The following is a 26,261-nucleotide window of genomic DNA, read 5'->3' on the forward strand; positions in this document are numbered from 1 at the left end:
GGGTGTGTGGGACGCGATGGACGAATCTTCAATTAATCTACTGAAGAGATAAAGACGGTAGACTGGCAAACATTGATCCAACAATGGCGCAATCTGGATGGAACTGCTGAACGACATGGCCTTGTTTGTCGAGGTCGCCCACACGCTGAGCTTTCGTCGTGCGGCCGATGCAACGGGGGTGCCGAACTCGACCCTGTCCCGGCGAATCAGCGCCTTGGAGAAGGCCATTGGCCTGCGTCTTTTGCATCGCACGACACGCAAGGTCGAGCTGACCGAGGCCGGGCAGCTCTACTACGAGCGCTGCCGGCGCATCGTCGACGAGGCGCGGATCGCACACGAGCAGCTCGGCGAGATGCTGGCGCAGCCGAGCGGCCTGTTGCGCGCGTCGCTGCCGGTGGACTTCGCCACGATCTACATGGCGCCGCTGATCGCGGAGTTTGCTCGCCGCTACCCTGGCATCACCTTCGATTTCGACCTCACCCCCCGGCGAGTGGACCTGGTCACCGAACCCTTCGATGTGGCCATCCGCATGGGCGAATCAGCGAACTCGAACCTGATCGCCCGTCTGCTTGCGCGCCTGCCGGTGCAGGCCTATGCCTCGCCGCGCTACCTCGAACTCTCGGGCGAGCCAACGCAGCCCGCCGACCTGGCGCAGCACGAGTGCCTGGGCTTTCCCAAGGCAGGCAAGTGGACACTGCATCGTGAAGCAGAAACCGTCGAGGTCGAAGTCGGGGGGCGGTTTCATGTCAACAGCGTCGGCATGTTCCGGCGCTTGGCGACGCTGGATCTGGGCGTGATATTGCTGCCTCAGGAGATCGCCGCCGAGGACCTGGCAACTGGTCGGCTGCGCCGGATACTGCCTGACTGGGAGGGTAAATCGATACCGGTCTATGCCCTGACCGAAACTCGCTTGCTGCCGGCGAAGACGCAGCGCTTTATTGAGTTTTTTCAGGAGCGTTTGGGGCAGCAAGCTCGCCCGACCGAATCCAAGCAGAAGAAGAGCCAATAGTCGCGGGTCGTCGCCGCCTACGCCTCGGTCTCGAACGGCACCCTCAGGGAGTCGAACAGGGTGATGAACACGCTGCGCAGCCACTCGCTGCCGGGGTCGCGATGGAATCTTTGATGCCACGTCATCGAGACATCGAAAGCCGGGAACTGTACCGGCGGCTCCACGAGCTGCAGCTGCATATGGGGAGCGACCACCGCCCCCAGGTTGCTGGGCACCACGCCAATCATGTCGGTGCTCGCGACGATGGGCCCCACGCACAGGAAGCTGTGGACTCTCAGTGCCACCCTTGCCTTGACGCGGCTCCCTGACAGCACCTTCTCCACGGCGGCGGCGTGCTGCATTCCTTCGGGGCCCGCCACCACATGCGCCAGTTCCCGTAGCTGGTCGCGGCGCAGCTTGCCCCTGACGCCGGGGTGATCCTTGCGGGCCACGTACACGAACCGTTCGCGAAACAGGCGGCGCTGGTGCATCTGCTTGCCCAGGTCGCCGAGATAGCCCACCGCAAGATCGACCTGGCCCGACCCCAACCCGTCGAACAGCTCGCCCTGGCTCGGCGAAACGACCTCGATGATGACCTGCGGGGCCACCTCGGCCAGGTGCCGCATCAGGCGTGGAAGAAACAGTCGCTCGCCGATGTCGCTCATGGAGACCCTGAACGTGCGTGCCTCCTCGGCTTGACTGAAGGTAGGCCGGTGGACGGTGGAGCGGAGGATCTCGAGCGCCGAGCTCACGGGAGACACCAGCGAGTCGGCAAAGGGCGTCGGCACGACGCCGCGCTGTTGCCGGACGAACAACGCATCCCCATACATCTCCCGAAGCCGCCCAAGACCCCGGCTGACCGCCGGCTGGCTCAGGCCGAGCTGTGACCCGGCCGCGGTCAGGTTTCGCGTGCGATAGACCGTCTCGAAGAGTTCGAGCAGGTTGAGATCGACCTGCCGCGACAGGAGACGGGAGGGGTGGCCTGCCTTGATATGTGTCGATGACATATCACGAATTCTATTTTTTCATTTCCGGAATGTCATCGATTTTTCTAAAGTGCCGGCAGCCCCAGAAAAAGGAAACATGCCGTGATCAACCTGCTCGATATTCGTTACGTGCGCCTCGGAACCCGGCAGCGTGACCAGGCGGACCTCTTTGCGCGCGAGATGCTCGGCTTGGAGCGCGCAAGGCAGGAGGCGGGCGCCTCGTACTTCCGCAGCGACAGTCGCGACCACACGCTGGTGTACTTCGACGGCGACCCGGCGGACCACACGGTGGGCTTCGAGCTGCGCACTGCCGATGAACTGGACGCGGCCGCTGCGGAACTCAGCAACGCCGGCGTCGAGGTTCGCCGCGGTTGCGCGGACGAATGCGAACAACGCCACGTGCGCAGCTTCATCCACTTCAAAGATCCCACCGGCAACAAGATCGATCTCGTGCTCGGCCCCCACCATAGCGGGCGCCGATACTTTCCGTCGCGTGATGCCGGCATCACGGGCTTCAGCCATGTCGGGCTGTGCACGACCGACGCCCAGCGAGACGAGCGCTTCTGGACCCAGGTGCTCGGCGCGCGCGTGAGCGACCGCATCGGCGATGCGCCACTGCTGCGGATCGACGAGGTGCATCACAAGGTGGCCATGTTCCCGACGACCCGTTCGGGCGTGCAGCACGTCAACCACCAGGTCGAAAGCGTGGACGACATCATGCGCGCCTGGTACATGCTCCAGAAGAAGGGGGTCAAGATCGCCTTCGGACCGGGTCGCCACCCGACCTCCGGCGCGCGCTTCCTCTACTTCTTCGGGCCGGACGGAATGATCTTCGAGTACTCCACCGGCGTGCGCTTGATCACCGCGGAAGAGGAGCTGACCTACCAGCCGCGGCAGTTTCCTCGCGGAAACGAATCGTTCTGCATGTGGGGGGCCGTGCCCGACATCCCCGAGTTTCGCGAGCCCGCCTGAGGGGCACCACCTTGAACGCCGCTCCAGCCGTTCAGCGCGAACTGCGCATTGCTGCCCGCGCGTTGGCGCGTCATGGCCTGGCACACGCCTATGGCCACTGCAGCGTCCGCCTCGACGAGGGCAACTTCCTGGTCTGTGCCTCGCGGCCGATGGGCCTGATTGGCCCTGGCGAGCCGGGCACCGTCGTGCCTGTGACCGGGGCGTTGCCGGCAGGCGTGCTGGGCGAGGTTCGTTTGCACCAGCAGATCTATCAACGCCACGCCCACGTTCACGCCGTGACCCGCACGATGCCGCCCTTGCTCATGGCGCTTGGCACCGCGCGGCGCACGCCCCGGACTCGCCATGGGATGGGCGCCTACTTTGGTGCCGGTGCGGCCTTGTGGGACGACCCGCAACTCGTGCGGGACGACGAACGGGCCGCAGCGGTGATCGACGCGATGGGAAGCGCCAACGCGATCGTGATGCGCGGCAATGGCGTGCTGGTCGCGAGCGACTCGCTCGCCAAGGCGGTGGTGCTGACCTGGTATCTCGAGGATGCAGCGCGGATCGAGCTTGCCGTGTTGGCGGCCGGCTTGCAGGACGAATCGGTCGTGCTCGATGCGCCAGAGCGTGAACGGCGGGCCACCGATGCCGGCGGCATTTTCGAACGAATGTGGGAGTACCTGAGCGCAGGAGACCCAGAGATCAACTTCCAGGAGGCACAACCGTGATTCTCAATTTCATCAACGGCGAATACCGCGAGGGGCGCGGCGGCCGGACCTTCGACGACATCAACCCCGTCGACGGCTCGCTCATCGACAAGGTCAGCGAGGCCGGGCGCGAGGACGTGGACGACGCGGTGCGCGCAGCGCGCGAGGCGCTCCATGGCCCTTGGGGCTCCCTCAAGCTCGCACAACGCTGCGACCTGCTGTATGCGCTTGCCGCAGAGATCGATCGCCGTGCGGAGGACTTCCTTGCCGCTGAAGTGGCAGACACCGGCAAGCCGCGCTCGCTGGCATCGCATCTCGACATCCCGCGCGGCGCGGCGAACTTCCGCGTGTTTGCGGATGTGGTGCGCAATGTGCCGACGGAGAGCTTTGCCAGCCATGCGCCGGATGGCAAGCCCGCGTTGAACTATGCATCGAGGCGGCCAAAGGGCGTCGTGGCCGTGGTGTGCCCGTGGAACCTGCCGCTGCTGCTGATGACGTGGAAGGTCGGGCCCGCGCTGGCGTGTGGCAACACCGTCGTCGTCAAGCCCTCGGAGGAAACGCCGGCCACGGCGGCGCTGTTGGGTGAAGTCATGAACGCCGTGGGCATCCCCAGGGGGGTCTACAACGTGGTGCATGGGTTCGGCCCGGACTCTGCCGGCGAATATCTCACCACGCATCCGGACATCGATGCGGTCACGTTCACGGGCGAGACGCGCACGGGTGCCGCCATCATGCGGGCGGCTGCAGAAGGCATCAAGCCCGTGTCGATGGAACTCGGTGGCAAGAACGCCGCGGTGGTGTTCGAGGATGCGGACCTGGACGTGACCATCGCCGGGCTGACCCGCTCGGTCTTCGAGAACTCGGGCCAGGTCTGCCTCGGCACCGAGCGGGTGTACGTGCAGCGCCCGGTTTTCGACGCCGTCGTGCAGCGGCTGGCTGCCGCGGCGGCGCGCCTGAAGCCGGGCCGGCCCGACGATCCCGAAGCCAATTTCGGGCCCCTTGTCTCGGCCGAGCACCAGGCCAAGGTCCTCGGCTACTACGCCTTGGCGAGGGATGAGGGCGCTTCGGTCGTCCATGGCGGCGGGGTGCCGAAGGTGCCGCCTGCGTTCAAGGGTGGCGCCTGGATCGAGCCGACGGTGTGGACGGGCTTGCCGCACGGCTCGCGTGTGGCCAGCGAAGAGATCTTCGGCCCGTGCTGCTGCGTCATCCCGTTCGATCGTGAATCCGAGGCACTTCAGATGGCGAACGACACGCGGTACGGCCTGGCCGCTTCGGTCTACACGCAGGACGTCGACCGGGCACATCGCTTCGCCAACGCCTTGAAGGTGGGCGTCGTGTGGGTCAACACATGGTTCCTGCGCGACCTGCGCACGGCCTTCGGTGGCTCCGGTGCTTCCGGCATCGGCCGCGAGGGAGGCGTTCACTCGCTCGAGTTCTATACCGAGCTGAGCAATGTTTGCATCAAGTTCAACGGAGCGCCGCAATGACAACGCATGACATCGAAGTGGCAGCAGATTCGCTGTGGAGCGCCGCCTCCGGCGGCAAGGCGATCGCGCCTTTGCGGGAGACCTTCCCCGGGTTCGGCCCGCAAGAGGCCTACGCCGTCCAGGAGATCAACACGCAGCGCAAGCTGCAAGGTGGCGGACGGCTCGTCGGCCGGAAGATCGGCCTCACGGCGAAGGCGGTGCAGAAGCAGCTCGGCGTGGACCAGCCCGACTACGGCATGCTGTTCGCCGACATGGCGATCGCGGATGGCGAGCCGGTGCGCTGGTCCAGGTTGATGCAGCCCAAGGTCGAGGCAGAAGTTGCGCTGGTCATGGAGCACGACTTGCTCGAACCCGGTATCTCGATGGCGCAGATGCTGCGCGGCGTTGCGTTCGCGCTGCCCGCGATAGAGATCGTGGGGAGCCGCATTGCCGAATGGAACATCCGGTTCGTCGACACGGTGGCAGACAACGCCTCCAGTGGTTTGTTCGTGCTCGGCAATACCCCGGTTCCTCTGGACGACCTGGACCTGCGCCTGGCTGGCATGGTCATGGAGCGCAAAGGCGAGCAGGTCAGCCTGGGCGCGGGCGCTGCGTGCCTTGGGCATCCGCTCAATGCGGCCCTGTGGCTGGCCAACAAGATGGCCGAACTGGGCCGCGGCCTGAAGGCCGGCGACGTGGTGCTCACCGGCGCACTGGGGCCGATGGTTCCCGTCAACCCCGGGGATGTGTTCGAAGCCCGCATCCAGGGCCTCGGGTCGGTGCGCGCAGTGTTCGAGGAGCAACAGCAATGAGCCAGCAACGAATCGCAGCTTTGGCGCAGCGGGTAGACGATGCCGCACGCCATGCAAAACCCATCTCGCAGTTCGGGCAGGAGGAAGAGCTCAGCGTCGAGGACGCCTATGAGATTCAGCGCGCTTCAATTGCACAGCGGCTCGCACGCGGCGAGCGGCGCACCGGCATGAAGATGGGCTTCACCAGCCGCGCGAAGATGGTCCAGATGGGCGTGCACGACATGATCTGGGGACGCCTGACCGATGCAATGGCTGAAGAGGATGGTGGCCAGGTGGCACTGAGCCGGTTCGTCCATCCACGCGTCGAGCCCGAATTGGCCTTCCTGCTCGGCAAGCCGCTGCCTGCGGGCGCCAGCCTCGCGCAGGCGCTTGATGCCGTGGTCGCGATTGCACCGGCGCTCGAGATCATCGACTCCCGCTTCGAGAACTTCCGCTTCTCGCTGGAGGACGTCATTGCCGACAACGCGTCGTCGTCGGGATACGTGATCGGTCCCTGGTGCGACCCGCGACAGGACTTCAGCAACCTGGGCCTCATCCTGTCGATCGACGGTGCGCCGCGCCAGGTCGGGAGCACCGCGGGGATTCTTGGCAATCCACTGCGCTCCCTCGTTGCCGCCGCGCGTCTGAGCGCAGGAGCGGACGAGCCGCTGGAGCCGGGGTGGCTGGTGATGGCCGGCGGCGCCACCGCTGCCGAAGCCCTCAAGCCCGGCCAGCATATTGCGCTCGAGATGCAAGGTCTCGGCCGCGTCGAATTCAACACCACCGAATGAGGCGAACATGCCATTGATCCAGGTCACCCTGATAGAGGGCCGCAGTGTAGAGGCGAAGACCGCCCTCATCCGCGGGCTCACCGATGCTGCTGTCGAAGCCACCGCAGCCCCGCGCGAATCCATTCGCGTGATCCTGCAGGAAGTGCCGGCCGCGCATTGGGGCGTCGGCGGCGTTCCCAAGGGCGTTGCCGCCAAGGAGGCACACCGTGGCTGATCGCAAGCTGAAGGCTGCCATCATCGGCAGCGGCAACATCGGCACGGATCTGATGATCAAGATCCTGCGCCACGGCCGCCACATCGAAATGGGTGCCATGGTCGGCATCGACACCGCCTCCGATGGCCTGGCGCGTGCCGCGCGCCTGGGCGTGGCCACCACCCACGAGGGCGTGGAAGGCCTCTCGCGCCTGCCGGTGTTCGCGGACATCGACATCGTCTTCGACGCGACCTCGGCCGGTGCGCACGTCAGGAACGATGCCTTCCTGCGTGAACTCAAGTCGGAGATTCGCCTGGTGGACCTCACGCCCGCGGCGATCGGCCCGTACTGCGTTCCTGTGGTGAACGGCCAAGCGCACCTGGACGCGCCAAACGTCAACATGGTCACCTGCGGCGGCCAGGCCACCATTCCGATGGTGGCGGCCGTCTCGCGCGTGGCCAAGGTTCACTACGGCGAGATCGTCGCCAGCATTTCCAGCAAGAGCGCCGGCCCCGGCACACGAGCCAACATCGACGAGTTCACCGAGACCACGTCGAAGGCCATCGAGGTGGTAGGCGGCGCGGCCAGGGGCAAGGCCATCATCGTGATGAACCCGGCCGAGCCGCCGCTGATGATGCGCGACACGGTCTACACGCTCAGCGAGTTCGCCGACGAGGACCTGATCGCCGAGTCGGTCGAGCGCATGGCCGCCGACGTGCAGGCTTACGTGCCGGGGTACCGCCTCAAGCAGAAAGTGCAGTTCGACCGCATCGAGGCCGACCACCCGATCCGCATCCCCGGCGTTGGCGTGCGCATGCACGGCCTGAAGACCTCCATCTTCCTGGAGGTGGAAGGCGCTGCGCACTACCTGCCGGCCTACGCGGGCAACCTCGACATCATGACCAGCGCGGCCCTGCGCACCGCCGAATCGATGGCGGAGCGGATGCTCGCCGCGGTGGTCGCCTGAAGGAGACCGCAATGAGCCACGACGTTAGCAAGAAGATCTACATCTCCGACGTGACGCTGCGCGACGGCAGCCATGCCATTCGCCACCAGTACAGCGTGGAGCAAGCCAGGCAGATCGCCAAGGCGCTCGACGAGGCCAAGGTCGACTCCATCGAGGTTGCCCATGGCGACGGCCTGCAAGGCGGCAGTTTCAACTACGGCTTCGGCGCTTACACCGACCTCGAGTGGATCGAAGCGGTGGCCAGCGTGACCAAGCACGCCAAGATCGCAACGCTGCTGCTGCCAGGCATCGGCACCGTGCACGATCTCAAGGCGGCCTATGACGCGGGCGCGCGCATCGTTCGCGTGGCCACGCATTGCACCGAGGCCGACATCTCGAAGCAGCACATCGAGTACGCGCGCCACCTCGGCATGGAGGCCGTGGGTTTCCTGATGATGAGCCACATGACCACGCCGCAGGCGCTGGCGCAGCAGGCCAAGATGATGGAGAGCTACGGGGCGACCTGCTGCTACGTGGTGGACTCTGGCGGCGCGCTGAACATGAACGATGTGCGCGACCGGTTCCGCGCGTTCAAGGATGTGCTGAAACCCGAGACACAGACGGGCATGCACGCGCACCACAACCTGAGCCTGGGCGTGGCCAACAGCATCGTCGCGGTGGAAGAGGGCTGCGACCGCGTGGATGCCAGCCTGGCGGGCATGGGCGCCGGCGCGGGCAATGCGCCCCTGGAGGTGTTCATTGCCGCAGCCGCGCGCCTGGGGTGGAACCACGGCACGGACCTGTACAAGCTGATGGACGCGGCCGACGACATCGTGCGCCCGCTGCAGGACCGACCGGTGCGTGTGGACCGCGAGACCCTGGCGCTGGGCTATGCCGGCGTGTACTCGAGCTTCCTGCGGCATTCGGAAGTTGCCGCCAAGAAGTACGGCCTGAAGACCGTCGACATCCTGGTCGAACTGGGACGGCGTCGCATGGTGGGCGGTCAGGAAGACATGATCGTCGACGTGGCGCTCGACCTGCTGAAGGGTATGGAGCACGAGCGCATCCACCAGCAGCCCAGCATGAGTGAGGCTGGTTGAGGCTTCGACCGTTCGCGCATTGCCGCAGCTGCTGGCAATTTTTCAAAGAAATAACAAGGAGACTTCCATGGATCGAATGAACCTTCGCCGATCGCTTCTCGCACTCGCACTCGCAGTGTCGATGGTCGCAGTGATACCCGAGGCGCAGGCGCAGTCCGCTGCCGCGAAGTGGCCGAGTCAGCCGGTGCGCTTCGTGGTCCCATTCCCCGCCGGTTCTGCGCCCGACGTGCTGATCCGCTTCGTCGGCGCCAAGCTCACCCAGAAGTGGGGCCAATCGGTGGTGGTCGACAACAAGCCGGGCGGCAGCGGGGTGATCGGCATGAACACACTCCTGACCGGGCCGACCGATGGCACCACCTTCGGCTTCGTCCAGGGCTCGGCCATCTCTGTCGCGCCCAGCACCATCAAGGGCGTGAGCTACGACTTCAACCGCGACTTCGTGCCGGTCACCCTGGCGGCCGTGGCGCCCTTCGTGCTCGCCGTTCCGGGCGACTCGCCCTACAAGACGCTCGGCGAGTTCATTGCTGCCGCAAAGGCCAAGCCACAGGGCATCGAGGTGGCCGACAACGGCCGCGGCACCGCGCCGCACCTTGCTTCGGCGCTGCTGGGCCTGCAGTCGGGCGCGCAGTTCCTTGAAGTGCACTACCCGGGCGGCGCCCAGGCCATGCAGGCCACGCTCGGTGGCCAGACCAAGATGATGGTCGAGACCTACAACGTTGTCGCAGGCAACGTTCAGGCCGGCAAGTTGCGGATTCTGGCGTCGCTGAGCGACCGCGTCGAACCCGGCCTCGAGCAGCTGCCCTTGGCCACTTCGACGGTGCCGGGCGCCGTGGCGTTCGGCTGGTTCGCGGTGATCGCGAAGAAGGGCGTGGATCCCGCCATCCTCGCCAAGCTCAACAAGGGCATGGGCGAAGCGCTGCTGCTGCCCGATGTGGTCGCCAAGTCGCGCGAGCTGGGGACCTATCCGCGGCCCGGCACGCCCGACCAGCTTGCCAAGTACATCGAAGACGATCGCAGGACCTGGCAAGGCGTGCTCGACAAACTCAACATCAAGCCGGAATAGCAGCGTCGCGCCGGCTTGGCTGCAAGCTGCCTTGTTTCAGTGAGACTCGCCAAGCGCGAGGCTTCGAATCGCAATCCGCCAGAATCGGGTCTACGCGCGCTGCCCGAAACCTGGAGACACGTCGATGAACGAGATTGCCGCCGGTTCGCGCCATCTGCCCGGCTTCGATGCTGCGCGTTGGTCCGCGGTCGAATCTTCGCTGGTGGATGAGCCGTGGCAGGCGGCTCCTCACCAGGTTCACCGCTCGAGCGACGGCCGCACGTGGCGCGGCCTCTTCGTTTGGCACCAGATCGGACCCGCGGGAGACCTGTACGTCCCGCCGCTCAGCAGTCACAGCATCCTGCTGCGGCGCTCGACCTCGACAGCGCTGCTGCAGCGACACGGGTCGCAAGTCGGGTACCGGCCCGTGGCGGCCTGGCGACGCGCTGCTGGTGCCGGCCGGACGGCCCAGCTTCTGGCGCAGCCCGGCGACACGAGACAACATCCACATCAACCTCAAAACTGCCCAATACTTGATCAATCCGATTAAGGATGGCCATCTTGCACGACCTTCGCTCTTTGCGCCGCTCGTGGCGGCCAGCAACGCTATGAATACGCCCACCGCGGCGAGCCGGCTGCGCCAGTTCGACGACCTGCCCGGCCCACACGGTGTGCCGGTGTTCGGCAACCTGCTTCAGATCGACTCCACTCGGCTGCACCTGCAACTTGAGCAGTGGTGCGAGGAGCACGGGCCGATCTTCAAACTGCGCCTGGGCCCTCGCCGCGCGGTGGTGGTGGGAGACCATGAACTGATCGCCACAGCCCTGCGTGACCGCCCCGACGGCTTTCGCCGTACCACCAAGCTCGAACAGGTTTGGACGGAACTCGGTCTTATGGGTGGTGTGTTTGGTGCCAACGGCGACACTTGGCGGCGCCAGCGACGCATGGTGATGGCCGCCTTCGATCCCGGTCACGTGAAGCGCTATCACCCCGCCCTGCAGCGCGTTGGACTGCGCCTGGCCCAACGCTGGCAGCAGGCCGCGCGTCATGGCACCACCATTGATCTGCAGGCCGATCTGATGCGCTTCACAGTGGACGCGATTGCCGGTTTGGCGTTCGGCGCCGAGGTCAACACGCTGCAAAGCGACGAAGATGTGATTCAGAAACACCTGAACCGCATCTTTCCGGCCGTGTTCAAGCGCATCTTCGCGCCACTTCCGCTGTGGCGCTGGTTCCCGTCGTTCGAAGATCGCGCTCTGGTGCGCAGCGTGGCCGAGGTGAATGCGGCGGTCGACGGCTTCATTGCGCAAGGGCGCAGGCGACTACAGGCGAACCCGGCCCTGCGCGAGCACCCATCCAACCTGCTGGAGGCCATGCTGGTTGCCGCTGACGAACCCGACAGTGGGATGGACGACAAGCAAGTGGCAGGCAACGTGCTCACCATGCTACTGGCCGGAGAAGACACCACCGCAAACACGCTGGCTTGGATGATCCACTTGCTATGGCAAAACCCGCAGGCTCTGGCCGAGGCCACCGCGGAGGTGCGCCGCGTGTGCGCCGATGGCGAGCCGCCCACCGTCGACCAGATTGGTCAACTGGACTATGTGGAAGCCTGCGCCCACGAAACCATGCGCCTGAAGCCCGTGGCTCCGCAGAACGCCATGCAAGCCCTGCGCGACACCACGCTGGGTGACGTGCACATCCCGGCTGGCATGGTGGTGATCGCGGTCATGCGGCGCGACGCGGTGAGTGAATTCCACATTCGCGATGCCGGCCGCTTCAACCCCGAACGCTGGTTGGCCGACGGCCACCCCGGGCAGAACGCCAGCGCCGCCAAGCGTATCTCCATGCCCTTCGGTGCTGGCCCGCGCATCTGCCCCGGGCGCTACCTGGCCTTGGTTGAAATGAAGATGGCGATGGCGGTTCTGTTGAGTCGCTTCGACATCCAAAACGTAAGCACAGCCGACGGCAAGGAGCCGCGCGAACGGCTGCAGCTGGCCATGGCGCCGGTGGGATTGAGGATGAATGTGCGCGAGCACGGCATTAACGCTGAGGCCTGAAAAATCGCGCTCGCCTCCTCGTCAGGGCGTTGGCCAGTCGGCAGCGCGGCGTTACCTTGGCGATGCGTAGGCATCGTGTGCGTCGGCCCCGCGCAGTCTCGGCGGTAGTCGCTGCAAGTCTGATGTGCAAGCGGAAGCTGACCTTCGAGCCTGGACCGCGAACTGGAACGTCGGCCCACTTGCGGACCTTCATCCCGCTGACTCGAATGTCCCCTTGCGATGCAGGCGGTCATTCGATAGTTCCAGCTTCAGTTCAGACTCCGGCTTAAAGGCCAACCGTCATCCGCGCAAACGCATCGAATCCGAAACCCTGTCCGTCGGATGCACAGGAAACCATCCAAGGTGCGGGCGTGTGAGCGCCCTCGCCTCCAATGCTCCGGGTTCGACCGCAAGGGCACGGCACGAGAGGGTGCTTCCGAGCTTTATGCGGCCCTTTGTCGGCCGCCCCATGGAGACGCAAGTCGGTGTCGTCGATGCGCGGGACCAACGGGCCGCGGCCCGCTCGGACCTCCCGGGGCGGCGTTCGCACGTTGCACAAACCAACGTGGCGCGCCGCACGTATTTTGAACCGCGACTGTTCAGCGCAGCGTGGCCTCGCCGCGCGTGGCACACGGCTTGCGTGCCGCTCCCTCGGATAACATTCACGCTAACAGGCCGCCGCCTCCATGGGCTTCCATCTTGGACGGCTTCCCTGAACAAGGTCTTTGGATTTGGGCACCGAGAACGCTTTCGCCGAACTGGGATTGGCACCTGACGCGACCGAGCGCGAGGTGAAGGCGGCATGGCGCCGGCTCGCCTCGCAATGGCATCCGGACCGCAATGACAGCGCCGGTGCTGTTGCCAAGATGCAGCGCATCAACCAGGCATTCGAAGAGATCCGCCGCGCCGGATTCGGTGCCCGGGCGAACGCCGACGTCGACACGCCCGGCGCGCCGGACAACAACACCCCCGACGGATTCGACGCCGACCAAGCTACGACGGCATCCCGCGCGGCCGGCACGGAACGGCAGCGCCGCCCCCTGCACCGCAAGGTCAGGATGACTCTGGAGGAAGCGGCCGTCGGTTGCATCAAGGTGCTGCGGGGCAAGGTCACCGACATCTGCGCCACCTGCGCGGGCGCCGGGCACCAGGTGATGGGCGGGAATTGCGCTCGGTGCGGGGGGTCGGGCGCGATCCCGAAGCGCTCCTTTTTCGGTTGGCCCGCCGGTGTGACCGAGTGCGAGGCTTGCTTGGGCGGCGGCATCGCGAGGCAGCCGTGCGCGGCGTGCGGCGGGGTCGGCAAGAAGGAGCCGCGCGGCTACAAGATGAACGTGCGCATTCCGCACGGCGTGCGCGATGGCGATCTGCTCCATGTCGACGGACGGCGCGTGCGAGCCGAAGGCCCTCCCGCCGACGTCGAGATTCGCGTCGAGGTGTCGGAGCACGCGTTCTTCAAGCTCGACGACGACGGCACCATTCGATGCGAGATGCCGGTCGATGGATTCGCGTGGATCGCCAATCGGCAGGTCAAGGTGCCGACCGTCACCGGCTTCCAAGCGCTGCAGCTGAGCCGCGACCGGCTGTCTTACCGCTTGAAGGGCCAGGGCTTCCCGGTGCAGTGCCGCGGCACGCGTGGCGACCATCTGGTCACGCTGGCGCCGATATTTCCGCAACAGCTCAGCACCGATCAGCAGATCCTGCTCGACCAGCTCTCGGCCACCAGCTCGGGCGCTGGCGGAGAAGCATCGGACGACCGCCTTCGCGCATGGAATCGGGGGCTACGCGCCTGGGAACGAGGCCTGTAGACGGCGGTAGCTGAGCCGGCGATGGACCGCGGACCGTGCCCCCGGGCGCGCGGGCTAGTAGGGGAACGAAATGACATTGCACCGTTTTCTCAAGACACTCGCAACAACCCAGGCGCCTCATCGTCCATTGAAGATCTTGAACCGCAGACCTCTCTCGTCGACATTGCGGACCTTCAGACTGACAGCTCGAAAGGCAGCAACGGGTCTGGTGCCGCGGCACAGTCTTCCCCACCGGTAGGGCCGGACTCGCAGCCAGATGCGGACGGTCGCCGCCGCCACCTGAATCCGCGTCGCCGCGCGCAACAATGAGTGTAGAAATGGATTTGACGCAGGTCTCCTTCACCGGCCCCAACCTTGATACTCAGTCGCCGGCGCTCGAGCGCCTACCGACGGAGCTTGCCGAATATGGCGGACTGCACGTGCGAGGCATCTGCTCAATATGGGCTTCGCACCTGCTGTCCTTCAAGAACTTGGGCATATCATCGAAGTCAGAAACAGATCCCCATGGCGCGGCCGACCAACAACCAGAGCATCACCCCGGAGGTACGACCGGTCACCGAAGAACTGGACCGCTTCGCGAGCCGTCCCGACGTGTTGTGCGTCCTGCGGCAGGCGGCCGCCGATGCACGCGAGAAATTGCGGCAGAACCCGAACATTGCCGAAGCCTTTGCAGCATTGGATCTCTCGTGTCTTGGGTGCCCAGTGCCCGCGGCGATTGGTAGCGTCAGAGTCGTGGTGAATCGCGGCGCCGGCGGCGCAAGCATCGAGCGGCATGTGAATAGCACGCAGTTTCTGTTTGCCCTGGATGGCGCCATGGAAACGCACGTCCAGACAACGGACGGCTGGCGCGTGGATCGTTATGGGCAAGGCAACCCAGCCGTACTGGAAAATCGATGGCACGTCGTTCCGCCCGGGGTTTGGCACAAATCCACCGCCCCCGGAGCGCGGAACTGGGGTGTCGTGGCTTTCCATTCCGCACGCAACGTGAGCGACGAGTATCAGTGAAGGCTCAGCCTTGCCCCGCCCTCCCAAGCAACTCGCGCGCCTCGATCAAGTCAGCCGCATCGAAGCCTTCGGTAAACCATTCATACACGGAGGCAAGCTCGAGCAAGGCCTGCGCGTGCCCGCCATGGAGACGCGCCAACCGGACCATGCTGACGCATGTGCGCAATTCAAGAGACTTGGCGCTTTGCTTCCTGGCGATGGAAAGAGCGCGCTCGAAGCAGGTCTGCGCCTCGGCGGCATTTTCCGTGGAGAGGGCAAGAAGCAATTCTCCCCTGACGCGAAAGAGCTCAGCCTCCCACCAATACGTACCCATCTCGCTGGCGAGGCCCAGCGCCTTGGTGACCGATTCCAGTCCCTCGGCGATTTGTCCGGCACGCGAGAGCGCCTGAACCTGCAACAGCAGGAATAGCGGCTGCCAGACCTTGGCACCGGTAGCCTTGTACGCTAACAGCGCCTGCTCGATGTGGGTGAATCCGCTTTCGGTATTGCCTAGCTCGGCCTCGGCCCATCCTTGGACGATCAGGCCGTGGACGAGCCAGCTCGGGAAACCCTGCTCGGTGGCGAAATCGGTCGTCGCTTCGGCCGCTTGCAGAGCCAGCGACGCTTCGCCGCGGAATTGATGGACCCATGCCAATGAAGCCATCGCGTACGCGAGGCTGAACGGGTGCCGAGGCGTTGCCGCATGCGCCGCCCGCTGCGCTTGCGCAACGCCCGCAACCGCCTGATCCGGGTATCCCAACAGCCACAGCGCCAGCGCCCCGAAGGCAAGACAGGAGACCCTCGGATCCCGGCCCAGGCTGTCGCGCAGTGCGTGATCGTGCACGTCCTCGTAGCGCTGAACCGCCAGCTCCATATGCGACCTGCAATCGAGCAGGTCGCCGACCCGAAGCAACGTGAGTCCGAGCAATTCGTGGCCGCCCACAAACAGCTCGGTTTCCAGCCTGCGCTCGGCCAAGCCCAGAAGTTGCTCGCCGATATCGCGCGCCAACCGCAGTTCACCCCGATTGATGTACAGCAATCCCAATCCTGAAAGCACCCGAACGAGGTCGGCGCTATCGGTGGTGTCCTGGCATAGTTCGCGGGCCCGCTCGTAGGCTTGGGCGACCTCCGGCACCGCAAAGCCGCGCGTCGCCATCCATGCGGACCCGAGCATCGATTGAATCTGCAACTCGCGCGAGCCGCGCCCCGCCGGATCGGAAAGTCCCGGCAGCATGGTCAGCGACGAGCTGAGATGATCGATTGCCGTGGCGTAGGCGGAGCGTTGCATCGCTTGCGATCCGGCGCGCATCAGGAAATCGACCGCCTTCGGCACGTTGTCGCTGCAAGCATAGTGATGGGCAAGCTCGCTGCAGTGATCGTCCAGGTGATCGCTGAAATGCGCTTCCATCGCTTGCGCCACACGCGAATGCAAGATGCGCCTGGTGTCAGCCAGCAGCTCGCCGTAGGCCGCCTCCCGGGTGAGTGCGTGCTTGAACACGTATTCCACATCGGGGAACACCGTTCGCTCGAAGATGAATTCGGCACTCTGCAGGCGGTCGAGCATCTCCTGGAGCTGCATTTCGGAACTCTGCGCCACACGCTCGATGAGACGCAGCGGGGACGCATTGCCGAGCACCGCAAGCATCTGTAGAAACGCCTTGTGCTCGGGCTCCAAGCGGTCGATGCGGGCCACCAACACGCCCTGCACCGTTGCGGGCATCTCGATCGTCGCCAATGCGCGGGTGAGCACGATCTCTTCACCGCGTCGCATCAGAACACCATGATCGAACAGGGTCTGAACGTACTCCTCCATGAAGAATGGATTTCCCTGCGTCTTCTCGACAATGAGCGATTTCAGCTCGGCGAGCGCGGGAGCTATTCCGAGCAAGGCGATCAGCAACGCTTCGGCATCCTCACGCCCGAACGCTTTCAAGCGCAATTGGCTGTGCGACGTGGCAGCGTCCCAGCTGGGTTGGTACTCGGGACGATAGTTGACGAGCAGCAGGATGCGCGCACCTTCCACGGCGCGGCCGAACATCGTCAGGAAGCTCTGACTCTCGGCGTCCAGCCAGTGCAAGTCCTCCATCACCATCAAGACCGGCTGGTTGACGGCTTCGCGCAGCACCAGTCGCTGAATTGCGTCGAACGTCCGGCGGCGCCGAATCTGCGGATCCATCTTGTCGATCGGCGCGGCAGGATCCCTGACGCCCAACAGGGTCAACAAGAAGGGGATCGTGTCATCGAGGCTGCGATCGAGCCCCAGCACGCGGCCCGTCACCTTCTCCAGCTTACGGCGGTCGTCGTCGCCCGGCGCAATCTGCAGATAGCTCTTCAGCATGTCGATCAACGGCAGGTAGGGAAACGCCTTGCCGTAGGAGTCCGAACTGCATTCCAAGATCAGGCAGCCCTCTCTCGCCAGCAGCTTGAACTCGTGACACAGGCGCGACTTGCCCACGCCCGCCTCGCCGATGACCGCGATGATTTGTCCTTCGCCCGCCTTGGCCAACTGCAGCATCGCCTGCATCCGTTCGAGCTCGTGCTGGCGACCGACGAACCGTGCCAAACCGTGGCTGGCGGACACTTCGAGGCGGGTACGCAATGGGCCGATGCCGGTGACTTCGAAGAGGTTGACGTTCGCACTGACGCCTTTCAACGGGACGCTGCCCAGGCTGCGAAACTCGAAGTAGCCCTCCGTCAGGCGATGGGTGGATTCGCTGACGACCACTGCGCCGGGTGCCGCGACGTGCTCAATGCGAGCCGCCAGTCCCGTCGAGTGCCCGATCGGAACATAGTCCGCACGCTGGTCGTCGGTCGGGATCGAACGCACGACCACTTCACCGGTATGGATCCCCACCCTGATCTGCATGGCGGGCAGCCCGTATTCCCGCAGCAGCCGGGCGCCGTACCCTTTCATCTGCTCCTGCATGCTGAGCGCCGCATAGAGAGCCCGGCGGGCGTGATCCTCGCGCGCGATCGGAGCGCCGAAGAAGGCGAAGATGCCGTCACCAAGCGACTGGGCAACATAGCCTTCGTAGCGGTACACGGCAGTCATCATCAAGCGCAGTGCCGGATCGATCACCTGCCGCGCGAGTTCCGGGTCCATGCCGTCGAGCAGCGCCATCGAGCCCTTGATGTCCGCGAACAGCGCGGTGATGATCTTGCGCTCGCCGACGTGCTGCGTGAGATGTACTGCGTGGCCCAGCCGGAACCGCTCGGCCAGATACGCGGGAACGTACGGATCCGCCGCGACAGCCTCGGCCGACACGCCAGGACGCGCAGACGGCGAAGGTTCAAACGTCGTTGCCGCAACGACCGCCGGTTGCGGAGTCAGCTGCGTTCCGCACTTACGACAGAACTTGCTGACTGCCGCATTCGCGGCATGACAGCCGCTGCAAATCAGCTCGAGCTTGGCACCGCAATCCTGACAAAAGTTGGCATCGGCCAGATTTTCACATTGGCAGAGGCGACACTGCATTCGCGGCTCCCAGTGATCTGGTGGCGCAAGAAGCCGAGAAACGACAATGCAGTACTGTCACACAGGACGATCGTAAGCGGGCAGGCCAAAGCACTCTTGCAGGACGGTTTCCGTGGAACGCAATGCACCGTCCACCCAAGCTTGTTCATCCGAATACGCTTCACCGCAAATGTAGACCTTGCCCTTGATCGGGTTCTGCAGCCGCGCTGCGATGGCCTTATCGTCCGCGCCGATCACCCACGAGTGATCGCCGTCCCCGAACTCCGGCGAGCCCCAACGCACATAGGTCGACAACAGCGGATCCGGCAAGGCGTTGTCGCCGAAGAACTCGGCAAGCTGCCGCATCGCCTGCTCGACCACGAACGTACCGGCCGGCGTCGTGTGCTTGGGTTGCGTCAATCCATCGGTAGGCGTGAAGGGCTTGCCCGTCTTCTGCAACTCCTCCCAATATGTGGTGCGATCGAAATCGCAGTAGATCGTCATCGACGCCGGCCCTTTGTCGTCATTGGCCGCAATGGGCCAATAGCAGTAAAACTGGGCCATCGGCAGGTCGGTGAAAGAACCGCCTGCGGCAATCTTGTAGCGGTCGAACCACCACCGCTCCTTGAAGTACAGGTTGATCTTCGTGAGCGGCATGGTGGTGACGCTGCGGATGTCAGCCATGAGCTGACCGTTGTCGCGCAGCGCCGGACATTGCGAGCAAAGGAGCTCGAGCGGACGACTGGGCAGCCCGAGGACGAGTTGCGGACAAAGAAAGTGCGTCGTCCAGCCGTTGTCAGTATGGGCTCTCACGTTGAGCAGGTTCTTGTCAGTGACGTCGAAGTCGAAGGCATCGACGTGATGTCCCAGGAGAATCCTTCCTCCCATTTCCTTGATCTGCTGCGCAAGCGTGTCCGACAGCGTTTCGTAGCCGGGCCGTAGCGTTAGATAGTTGGGCAACTTGTCGAAGTCACCCATGGTCTGGAAGCCGACGCCGGCGTTGACCTTTTGGTCATAGAACGCGAGGAACCCCATCGAGTCCTCGATCATCTGCAAGCATTCCTGAGAAAGACCGAAGTCGACGAGCAATGCCCAAAAGCCCCATTCATACAAGGGCACGCCGCGATAGCGGAATTCGAGGCGAATCTTCTGCCAGTCCTCGGGGGTTTGCGGATACCACTGCTTCGGATCGACACCATTCTCTGTCAGCACCGTGTCGAAAACCTCTTGAAGAATCTTGTTCGGCTGGCGCTGTTTCTCCTGGTCACGCAGGAAGTAGCGGCTGCTCCAGAGGTCGGGATTGCCCGCCATGTCGCCAAAGGTGAAGCGGCGGCCACGCAGGTAGTAGATGTTGTTGTCGTCCCCCATGTTGAACGGCATGATGTCCTTGTCGAGCGACAGCGTCTTGAGCAGCCACATCAAGTTCTTCATGCTATCGACAAAGCGCATGCCGCCTTCTTCGTTCTTGACCAAGGTGCCGTCGATGACGACGAGATCGGTATCCAACCGTCCGCCGGGGCGATCGAGCATTTCCAGGATGACGATCTTCGTCGTAGGCTTGTGCCTGAGCATCCGCCAAGCGAAGTACAGACCGGCCATGCCGGCGCCAACGACGACGATGTCTGGCTGAATTGCCTCTGCCGTATTCGATTCCGTCATCTGTGCCTCCCGGACCGGTTTGCCGTAGTGAGGTATGCGTGACGCAGATCGTACGGCCAGGGCGACTAAAACGCGGACTTTCGCACTCTTGTGGAACCAGATGTTACGAAATCGTACTTACATTCGGCCGCTACGCGATTGTTCAGCGATGGCAATGGCTCCGGCAGCAAGTACCGTCAGCGACGCCGGCCGCAGGAGCTAGGTTTCGATGAGCGCTCGATCAGCGCCGCGCCCAGCAGGATGAAGCCGGTGCGCGCCACCAGCGCGATCACGATGCCGATCAGCAGCGCCTTCTGTTGCGCCTCGCGCGGCACCTTGAAGCTGGACATGATCACCAGGAAGACGAACACGTTGTCGACCGACAGCGCCTTCTCCGTCAGGTAGCCGGCGAAATACTGGGTGCCGGACTCGGTGCCGCCGAGCACCCACACCATGACAGCGAACAGGACGGCCACGCCGATGTGGGCGGCCGATCGGCGGGCGGCTTCGGCGAGCATGGGCACGTGCGCCGTGCGGATGTGGAAGAAGTAGTCGAACAGCAGCAGGGCGACGATCAGGGCGATCGTCACTTCCCAGACCAGCGGGCCGTGAGTCATGTCGCACTCCTCGAGGAGCCTGAATCCGATGAAAGACACCGCGGGCTGACCATGCCCGCGGCCCGGCCGGGCCGCTACCGCTCGGCACCGCCCGGCGCTAGTATTGCCGCATGCAACGCTTGCTCATTGCGCTGGGCGTGCTCCTCGTCGTCGCGGGCCTTGCCTGGCCCTGGCTGTCGCGGCTGCCGTGGGGGCGCCTGCCGGGGGATTTCTCGATCGAGCGTGAAAGCTTCAGCTTCCATTTTCCGCTGATGACCTCGCTGATCGTGTCGATCGTCCTGAGCCTCGTCGTCTGGTGGTGGTGGCGCAAGTAGGCTTCGATCCCTCAAGGCGGGTTCTCCTCCCTGAAGATCACCTGGCTGCGCGTGCTCTCCACGCCGGCCAGCGCCTCGCGGCGCGGTTGGCAAATCACTGCTGTATTCCCGAGGTGGCCAGATCGGCCTGGACCATGGCCATCAACGACCTTCGCGGGTGACCGTTCCCGAGAAGTCGAGTTGCTGCCTCTGACATCCTGCTCATCGCGCACTAGCGCCAGCGCCACGCGGCAGCGCTTTTCAGCTCCGCGCGCATGCGAGTGGGCGCCATGAGTCGCGAACAATTGACGATTGCTGACGCTGGACCACCTACGAATGGCCAAGGCCTGGCTCGACCGGGATGCGCGGCTAGCAGAAGCGATGCACCGCTCCAACCTGAAGAAGACAGTCGAAAACTGCGAGCAGAACTTCGTCAAGTCAGGCGTTGGTGAGATGCCTCGAGTGCATGCCGTAGGCTAGCCATCAAACATGGTCTATGCCGCTCCACGCCGGTGCGTTGGCGCAGAGCTTGCGCAGCAACTGCTGCAACTGCTGACGCTCTTCGGTCGTCAGGCATTCCATCATTGCCTTCTCGCGTTCAACCAGCCCAGGCATGAATCGGTTGTGCATCTTGCGGCCGGACGCCGTGATGAATATGACCTGCCTGCGCTGATCGATCTCGTCAAGCTCCCGTCGGATCAACCCCTTCTTCTCCAGCGCGGTCACGGCGCGGCTGATGTTGTTCTTCAGGTGTCCGGAAAAGTCGCAGATGTCTGAAGCGGAAATGCCGTCTCTGAAGTACAGGAAGATCAAGGAAAGAATCTCCGGCCTCGTCAACCCGTACTTTGCTTCGATGGACCGGAACGACGGTTCGCGATACGAATTGATCATGTACCCGAGCTTGTAGGCGTACGGAATCGCAACGCCTTCCAGGATGTCGCTCAGGGGTCGAGAGGTCGTCCGCTGATGCAAGCACAGCTCGCGGATCAGGTGAACTGCACGATCGTTCCAGTGCTCGTCGCCGAACAGCATCTTCGTGCTGGGCGTGTTCGCAGCCTGGCAATTACGGCACGCGAGCGCCTACATGGCTTCGCCGACATTCCAGTACTCAAGGAGTTCGGGGTGGAGATCGACATGGGCCCGTGGTTGGGGTTCCTCGCTCCGGCTGGTACTCCTGCTGACATCGTCAACAAGCTCAATGCAGCAATTTCCGCAACGATGGCGGAACCTCAGGTCGCTGAATTCATGAGCAAGATGGCGATAGTCATTGAACAAATGACCCCGGGCGCATACCAGCACTTCTACAACAGCGAGTTCGACCGTTGGGGGGCCTATATTCGTACAGCGAAAGTGACTCTGGATCGGTAGTTGACCGCCCGCGTTGGCGCAGACTACTCGAGTGTGGCGAACGGCCGGGCCCAAACTTGCCCGTCGCCCTACTCCGACGAACATCGGGAACGCAGTGCGAAAGCCGTCCTCGCCCCCAGAATGCTGAAACTCGGCAATCAGCCCAGTCCAGCCCATAAACAATGAAAGCGTCCCTTGGGACGAACAGGGCCGTCTCGCCGATTCGGGTGAATCGATATTCCTTGCCCTCTGATCATCGAACTTGGGTTGATTTGCGCCCCTCGCCACCCGCAGCGAATTTTTCGCCGGGTGCAACAATGGGGCGTGGCCAAGCCCTGGCAGAACTTACGACGACCTGTTTTCGCCCTATGCGGTCGCGCTGACTCCGGCCCTCATACTCGCGCGGCCAAGAAGTCCAGAAGGCAGGCGATGCGCGCCGCCAGTTTCGTGTTGCGGTAGTACACCGCATTGATCCCCTGGCGTACGTCCGCCGTGTGCCCACCGAGGCAGGCAGGTAATGCGCGTGGAGCACGAGTACGCACGCGATGGCGCCTGGGCGTACTTGGCGGCGTTGGACGTGCATCGCGCCAAGGTGTTCGGCCGCTGCGAAGCAACCACAGGCATCGCGCCCTTCGAGCGTTTGGTCGATCAGGTCATGAGCCAGCCGCCATATGTCAGCGCAAGACGCGTGTTCTGGGTCATGGACAACGGCTCCTCGCATCGTGGCCAGGCGTCAGTGCGGCACCTCACGCAAGCCCATCCCCGATTGGTTCCGGTCCACGCACCGGTCCACGCCAGTTGGCTCAATCAGATCGAAATCGACTTCTCGATCGTGCAGCGCAAGGTGCTGACCCCGAACGACTTCCCTTGCTTGGAGGCGGTCGCGCTCAACGGCTGGCGAACTTCGAGCGCTACTTCGAGAGCACGCGCGTCCATTCGAGTGGAAATTCACCCGCACCGATCTCAATGCCATGACCGTGCGCATGCGTGATCGCCGGGCGCAGAGCCAGCCCTTGAAGCTGGCCGCTTGAAGAATACGTGTGCGAATTTCCGAAACGGACTACTAAGTGTCGCGGTCAGATCTCGCCTCTGAAGATCGCTTCCAGGTCCACCTCCTCGGTCGTCTGCTCCAGCTTCATGCTGCTCTCGATATGGTCGAGGTGCTCGCGCATCAGCCGCTCGGCGCGCGCCGGATCGCGCTTGGCGATGGCCTCGATGATCTGCGAGTGCTCGTCGGCGCGGCAGCTCGAGCTGGTCGGTGCGTCGTATAGAACGATCATCAGACAGGTCAATATCGACAGCTCGCGCATGCTGCGCGCCAGCGCCGTGTTGCCCGCCAGTTCGGCCGCCAGCGAATGGAATTCACCGGACAGCCGGATCACAGCGCGCTTGTCATCGCGGCGGCGGGCATCGAGCTCGAGTTCCTGGTGCTGGCGCAGGCGCGCCAGCTTCTCGGGCGTGAGTGTCTCGATCAGCCGGCGCAGCACCGCCGGCTCGATCAGCCGGCGGGCTTCGAACACATCGAGCGCTTGCTCGATCGAGGGCTTGGCAACGTAGGCGCCGCGCTGCGGATAGAGCTCGACGATCTGCTCGTGCGCGAGCCGCGCCAGCACTTCGCGAATGCGCGCCCGGCTGGCGCCGAAGATCTCGGCCAGGCGCTCCTCGCCGAGCTTGGTGCCGGGAGGCAGGCGGTGCTCGAGGACGGCGACATAGATCTTTTCGTAGATTTCGTCCTGCGTGTTCTCGCGTTCGAGTCGGGCTTGCGAGGCAGGCTTGCGCGCGCTTTTGGTTGGCATGTCTGGGTTGAGCTTGGCGAGCGGATCGGACGCCAGCAGCACGCGTGCATGGCGGCAGGCGGCGGGATGGCGGTCCATTATCGCCAGCCGAACATGCGGCCCCAGCCGCTCACCTGCGCCGGATCGGCGCCGGCGGCGCGCAGTTGCCCCCATACCGTGGTGCTGACGGTGTCGAGCAACGGAATGTCGAGTTCGGCCTCCACCGCCTCGGCCAGCGGTGCCGCCCGCAGGTTGGTGCAGAAGGTGGTGATGGCCTCCGGCCGTGCCGGCGCCACCTCGCGCATCAAGGCCATCAGCCGTTGCGGCGCGACCGATGCGAAGGCGTGGTTGACGCTGATGCCGAGGTGGCGCTCGGCCACCACTTCGATGCCGATGCTGCGGTAGTTGTCGACAATTTTCTGTTGCACATCTGCGGTGTACGGCGTCACCAGCGCGAGCCGCTTCACGCCTCGCAACGCGAGCAGTTCATTCAGCGCCAGCACCGCGGTGGTGGCGACGATGCCGGTGCGCTCGCGGATGCGTTCGACCAAGCGCCGGTCGGCGTCGAAGCCCAGCCAGCCCGAGGAGGTGCCGCTCCAGCCGATCACGTCCACCTTGGCGTCGGCCAGCAGCTCGGCGGCCGCGAGGATCTTGCTGTCGTCGAACTGGCCGAGCCCCTGCGCCGACAGCGAGATCTCGGTTACCTTGAAGCGTGAGAAGTGGGCGCTGCAGCCGGGCACGGCCGCCGCCAGCGCACTGGTCAGCGGCTCCAGCGCGGTGTTGGATGAGGGCGTGAGCACGCCGAGACGAAGGGTCTGGTGCATGGGAATCCTTTCGGGCAAGCTTCGTCGCGAACCATATTGTCGACATTAGTGTAATTACCGAGATCGACAAACAAATTGTCGACGATGATGTCGACAAAATGAACACGCCCCACCCCTTCGACTTCGTGCTGCGCAACGCCCGCGTGGCAACCGCCAGCGACACCTTCGACGCAGACATCGCCGTTGTTGGCGGGCGCATCGTCCAACTCGGCACCGGGCTGGCCGGCGGTGCGCGCGAGATCGACGCAGCCGGCCGCGTCGTGACGCCCGGCGGTGTGGACGCGCACTGCCACCTCGACCAGCCGATGGCGTCGCCGCTGCGCATGGCCGACGACTTCGAAAGCGGCACCCGAAGCGCGGCTTGCGGCGGCACGACCACCGTGATCCCTTTCGCCGCACAGGAAAAGGGCCAGTCGCTGCGCGCCGCCGTCGCTGACTACCACCAGCGTGCCGAGGGCCGCGCCCACGTGGACTACGCCTTTCACCTGATCGTCAGCGACCCCACGCCCAAGGTGCTGAACGAGGAACTGCCGGCGTTGATCCGAGAGGGCTACACCTCGTTCAAGATCTACATGACCTATGACGACCTGAAGCTCGACGACGGCCAGATCCTCGACGTGTTGTCGGTTGCGCGCGAGCACGGCGCGATGGCGATGATCCACGCCGAGAACGCAGACTGCATCGAATGGCTGACCAGGAAGCTCGAGGCCGCCGGCCGCACCGCACCACGCTTCCATGCCCATTCGCGGCCGATGCTGGTCGAGCGTGAGGCGACGCATCGCGCGATCGCGCTGTCGCAGCTGGTCGACGTGCCGATCCTGATCGTGCACGTCTCGGGTCGCGAAGCGGTGGAGCAGATCCGCTGGGCGCGCGCCCACGGCCTGTCGGTGTTCGCCGAGACCTGCCCGCAGTACCTGTTCCTGACTGCGGCCGACCTCGGACTGGACGACAGCTACCAGGGCGCTCGCTGCGTCTGCAGCCCGCCACCGCGCGACAAGGCGAACCAGGAGGTGATCTGGAACGGCCTGAACGACGGCTTGTTCACCGTGTTCTCTTCCGACCACGCACCCTTTCGCTACGACGCGCCGGAAGGCAAGAAGCCGGGCGGCGAGGAAGTCGCGTTCCGCCACATCCCGAACGGCATCCCCGGCCTCGAGACGCGCCTGCCGCTGCTCTACTCCGAAGGCGTGCTGGGCGGCCGCATGACGCTGAACCGCTTCGTCGAGCTGACCTCGACCAACCCCGCTAAGGCCTATGGCCTGCATCCGCGCAAGGGCACGATCGCGGTCGGCAGCGACGCCGACCTGGTGGTCTGGGAGGAGCGCGAGTTCGTGCTGCGCAACACCGACCTGCACCACAACGTCGACTACACGCCCTACGAGGGCCAGCGGCTGCGCGCCTGGCCGGCACTGACGATCGCCGGCGGCGAGCTGCTGTGGGACGGCCAGTTCCACGGCCGCGCCGGACGCGGGCGCTTTCTGGCCTGCGACGCACCTTCGCTGCTGCCGCGGCGCGCCTGAC

Annotated in this window: 26 protein-coding genes and 1 pseudogene; 19 read left to right on the top strand and 8 right to left on the bottom strand. The window is 64.5% G+C overall.

The window, feature by feature from the left end:
- Window positions 1–97 precede the first annotated feature (97 nt).
- Window positions 98–1,009 carry a LysR family transcriptional regulator gene (locus tag ACSQ89_RS35280; protein WP_093111119.1) on the top strand — a complete coding sequence of 304 codons (912 nt, stop codon included), beginning with the start codon at window positions 98–100 and terminating at the stop codon, window positions 1,007–1,009.
- Between the two features lie 17 nt (window positions 1,010–1,026).
- On the opposite strand, the gene ACSQ89_RS35285 is transcribed toward ACSQ89_RS35280, so the two are convergent.
- Window positions 1,027–1,995 (bottom strand): LysR family transcriptional regulator, encoded by a 969-nt coding sequence (locus tag ACSQ89_RS35285; protein ID WP_436295542.1) that lies wholly within the window; start codon window positions 1,993–1,995, stop codon window positions 1,027–1,029.
- Window positions 1,996–2,076: 81 nt separating this feature from the next.
- Between ACSQ89_RS35285 and ACSQ89_RS35290 the strand changes: the two genes are divergently transcribed.
- The 13 genes from ACSQ89_RS35290 to ACSQ89_RS35350 all read left to right on the top strand — a co-directional run bounded on the left by ACSQ89_RS35290 (window position 2,077) and on the right by ACSQ89_RS35350 (window position 14,813).
- Window positions 2,077–2,946 (top strand): VOC family protein, encoded by an 870-nt coding sequence (locus tag ACSQ89_RS35290; RefSeq protein WP_436295543.1) that lies wholly within the window; start codon window positions 2,077–2,079, stop codon window positions 2,944–2,946.
- A gap of 11 nt (window positions 2,947–2,957) precedes the next feature.
- On the top strand, window positions 2,958–3,656 hold the full coding sequence (locus ACSQ89_RS35295; protein ID WP_436295544.1) for a class II aldolase/adducin family protein: 699 nt from the start codon (window positions 2,958–2,960) through the stop codon (window positions 3,654–3,656).
- Window positions 3,653–5,122 carry a 2-hydroxymuconic semialdehyde dehydrogenase gene (locus ACSQ89_RS35300; RefSeq protein WP_436295545.1) on the top strand — a complete coding sequence of 490 codons (1,470 nt, stop codon included), beginning with the start codon at window positions 3,653–3,655 and terminating at the stop codon, window positions 5,120–5,122. The genes ACSQ89_RS35295 and ACSQ89_RS35300 overlap by 4 nt, the downstream gene beginning before the upstream one ends.
- On the top strand, window positions 5,119–5,913 hold the full coding sequence (locus ACSQ89_RS35305) for a 2-keto-4-pentenoate hydratase (protein ID WP_436295546.1): 795 nt from the start codon (window positions 5,119–5,121) through the stop codon (window positions 5,911–5,913). The genes ACSQ89_RS35300 and ACSQ89_RS35305 overlap by 4 nt, the downstream gene beginning before the upstream one ends.
- Entirely contained in the window at window positions 5,910–6,683 is a 774-nt protein-coding gene (locus ACSQ89_RS35310; protein WP_436295548.1) for a 2-keto-4-pentenoate hydratase, read from the top strand. Before ACSQ89_RS35305 ends, ACSQ89_RS35310 begins: the two co-directional genes overlap by 4 nt.
- 7 nt (window positions 6,684–6,690) lie before the next feature.
- Complete coding sequence (locus tag ACSQ89_RS35315; protein WP_436295549.1) at window positions 6,691–6,897, top strand: 2-hydroxymuconate tautomerase; 207 nt, start codon at window positions 6,691–6,693, stop codon at window positions 6,895–6,897.
- On the top strand, window positions 6,890–7,843 hold the full coding sequence (locus ACSQ89_RS35320) for an acetaldehyde dehydrogenase (acetylating) (RefSeq protein WP_436295550.1): 954 nt from the start codon (window positions 6,890–6,892) through the stop codon (window positions 7,841–7,843). The genes ACSQ89_RS35315 and ACSQ89_RS35320 overlap by 8 nt, the downstream gene beginning before the upstream one ends.
- 11 nt (window positions 7,844–7,854) lie before the next feature.
- Entirely contained in the window at window positions 7,855–8,922 is a 1,068-nt protein-coding gene (gene dmpG, locus ACSQ89_RS35325) for a 4-hydroxy-2-oxovalerate aldolase (protein WP_436295551.1), read from the top strand.
- A 67-nt stretch (window positions 8,923–8,989) separates the two neighbouring features.
- On the top strand, window positions 8,990–9,985 hold the full coding sequence (locus ACSQ89_RS35330) for a Bug family tripartite tricarboxylate transporter substrate binding protein (protein WP_436296932.1): 996 nt from the start codon (window positions 8,990–8,992) through the stop codon (window positions 9,983–9,985).
- A gap of 124 nt (window positions 9,986–10,109) precedes the next feature.
- Window positions 10,110–10,514 (top strand): hypothetical protein, encoded by a 405-nt coding sequence (locus tag ACSQ89_RS35335; RefSeq protein WP_436295553.1) that lies wholly within the window; start codon window positions 10,110–10,112, stop codon window positions 10,512–10,514.
- Window positions 10,498–12,024 (top strand): cytochrome P450, encoded by a 1,527-nt coding sequence (locus ACSQ89_RS35340; RefSeq protein WP_436296933.1) that lies wholly within the window; start codon window positions 10,498–10,500, stop codon window positions 12,022–12,024. The genes ACSQ89_RS35335 and ACSQ89_RS35340 overlap by 17 nt, the downstream gene beginning before the upstream one ends.
- A 710-nt stretch (window positions 12,025–12,734) precedes the next feature.
- Complete coding sequence (locus ACSQ89_RS35345; protein WP_436295555.1) at window positions 12,735–13,808, top strand: DnaJ C-terminal domain-containing protein; 1,074 nt, start codon at window positions 12,735–12,737, stop codon at window positions 13,806–13,808.
- A gap of 504 nt (window positions 13,809–14,312) precedes the next feature.
- Entirely contained in the window at window positions 14,313–14,813 is a 501-nt protein-coding gene (locus ACSQ89_RS35350; RefSeq protein WP_436295556.1) for a hypothetical protein, read from the top strand.
- Window positions 14,814–14,817: 4 nt separating this feature from the next.
- On the opposite strand, the gene ACSQ89_RS35355 is transcribed toward ACSQ89_RS35350, so the two are convergent.
- The 3 genes from ACSQ89_RS35355 to ACSQ89_RS35365 all read right to left on the bottom strand — a co-directional run bounded on the left by ACSQ89_RS35355 (window position 14,818) and on the right by ACSQ89_RS35365 (window position 20,501).
- Window positions 14,818–18,267 carry an AAA family ATPase gene (locus ACSQ89_RS35355; RefSeq protein ID WP_436295557.1) on the bottom strand — a complete coding sequence of 1,150 codons (3,450 nt, stop codon included), beginning with the start codon at window positions 18,265–18,267 and terminating at the stop codon, window positions 14,818–14,820.
- 57 nt (window positions 18,268–18,324) lie between these two features.
- Complete coding sequence (locus ACSQ89_RS35360; protein ID WP_436295558.1) at window positions 18,325–19,905, bottom strand: flavin monoamine oxidase family protein; 1,581 nt, start codon at window positions 19,903–19,905, stop codon at window positions 18,325–18,327.
- 176 nt (window positions 19,906–20,081) lie between these two features.
- Window positions 20,082–20,501 carry a TerC family protein gene (locus tag ACSQ89_RS35365; RefSeq protein WP_436295559.1) on the bottom strand — a complete coding sequence of 140 codons (420 nt, stop codon included), beginning with the start codon at window positions 20,499–20,501 and terminating at the stop codon, window positions 20,082–20,084.
- 110 nt (window positions 20,502–20,611) lie between these two features.
- On the opposite strand from ACSQ89_RS35365, the gene ACSQ89_RS35370 reads away from it, so the two are divergent.
- Both ACSQ89_RS35370 and ACSQ89_RS35375 read left to right on the top strand, forming a co-directional pair.
- The gene (locus ACSQ89_RS35370; RefSeq protein WP_093111088.1) at window positions 20,612–20,815 is read left to right on the top strand and encodes a DUF2905 domain-containing protein; all 204 of its coding nucleotides are present in this window, start codon (window positions 20,612–20,614) and stop codon (window positions 20,813–20,815) included.
- A 315-nt stretch (window positions 20,816–21,130) separates the two neighbouring features.
- On the top strand, window positions 21,131–21,274 hold the full coding sequence (locus ACSQ89_RS35375; RefSeq protein ID WP_436295560.1) for a hypothetical protein: 144 nt from the start codon (window positions 21,131–21,133) through the stop codon (window positions 21,272–21,274).
- 3 nt (window positions 21,275–21,277) lie between these two features.
- On the opposite strand, the gene ACSQ89_RS35380 is transcribed toward ACSQ89_RS35375, so the two are convergent.
- Window positions 21,278–21,826 carry a MarR family winged helix-turn-helix transcriptional regulator gene (locus tag ACSQ89_RS35380; protein WP_436295561.1) on the bottom strand — a complete coding sequence of 183 codons (549 nt, stop codon included), beginning with the start codon at window positions 21,824–21,826 and terminating at the stop codon, window positions 21,278–21,280.
- On the opposite strand from ACSQ89_RS35380, the gene ACSQ89_RS35385 reads away from it, so the two are divergent.
- Window positions 21,806–22,162, top strand: a complete 357-nt coding sequence (locus ACSQ89_RS35385; RefSeq protein ID WP_436295562.1) for a Bug family tripartite tricarboxylate transporter substrate binding protein — start codon at window positions 21,806–21,808, stop codon at window positions 22,160–22,162. The genes ACSQ89_RS35380 and ACSQ89_RS35385 overlap by 21 nt on opposite strands.
- 371 nt (window positions 22,163–22,533) lie before the next feature.
- On the opposite strand, the pseudogene ACSQ89_RS35390 reads toward ACSQ89_RS35385, so the two are convergent.
- A pseudogene (locus tag ACSQ89_RS35390) lies at window positions 22,534–22,641 on the bottom strand (LysR family transcriptional regulator); the annotation flags it as partial.
- A 23-nt stretch (window positions 22,642–22,664) separates the two neighbouring features.
- Between ACSQ89_RS35390 and ACSQ89_RS35395 the strand changes: the two are divergent.
- Window positions 22,665–23,132, top strand: coding sequence for a transposase (locus tag ACSQ89_RS35395; RefSeq protein WP_436295563.1), 468 nt, complete (start codon window positions 22,665–22,667; stop codon window positions 23,130–23,132).
- Window positions 23,133–23,217: 85 nt separating this feature from the next.
- On the opposite strand, the gene ACSQ89_RS35400 is transcribed toward ACSQ89_RS35395, so the two are convergent.
- Together ACSQ89_RS35400 and ACSQ89_RS35405 are read right to left on the bottom strand one after the other, a co-directional pair.
- The gene (locus ACSQ89_RS35400; RefSeq protein ID WP_436295578.1) at window positions 23,218–23,937 is read right to left on the bottom strand and encodes a GntR family transcriptional regulator; all 720 of its coding nucleotides are present in this window, start codon (window positions 23,935–23,937) and stop codon (window positions 23,218–23,220) included.
- A gap of 77 nt (window positions 23,938–24,014) precedes the next feature.
- Entirely contained in the window at window positions 24,015–24,740 is a 726-nt protein-coding gene (locus ACSQ89_RS35405; protein ID WP_093111080.1) for a maleate cis-trans isomerase family protein, read from the bottom strand.
- Between the two features lie 98 nt (window positions 24,741–24,838).
- Here ACSQ89_RS35405 and hydA point away from each other — a divergent pair, with 98 nt between their 5' ends.
- Entirely contained in the window at window positions 24,839–26,260 is a 1,422-nt protein-coding gene (hydA, locus tag ACSQ89_RS35410; protein WP_436295564.1) for a dihydropyrimidinase, read from the top strand.
- Window position 26,261 lies beyond the last annotated feature (1 nt).

The organism is Variovorax sp. LjRoot175, from assembly GCF_964253805.1.
Lineage (GTDB): Bacteria > Pseudomonadota > Gammaproteobacteria > Burkholderiales > Burkholderiaceae_C > Variovorax.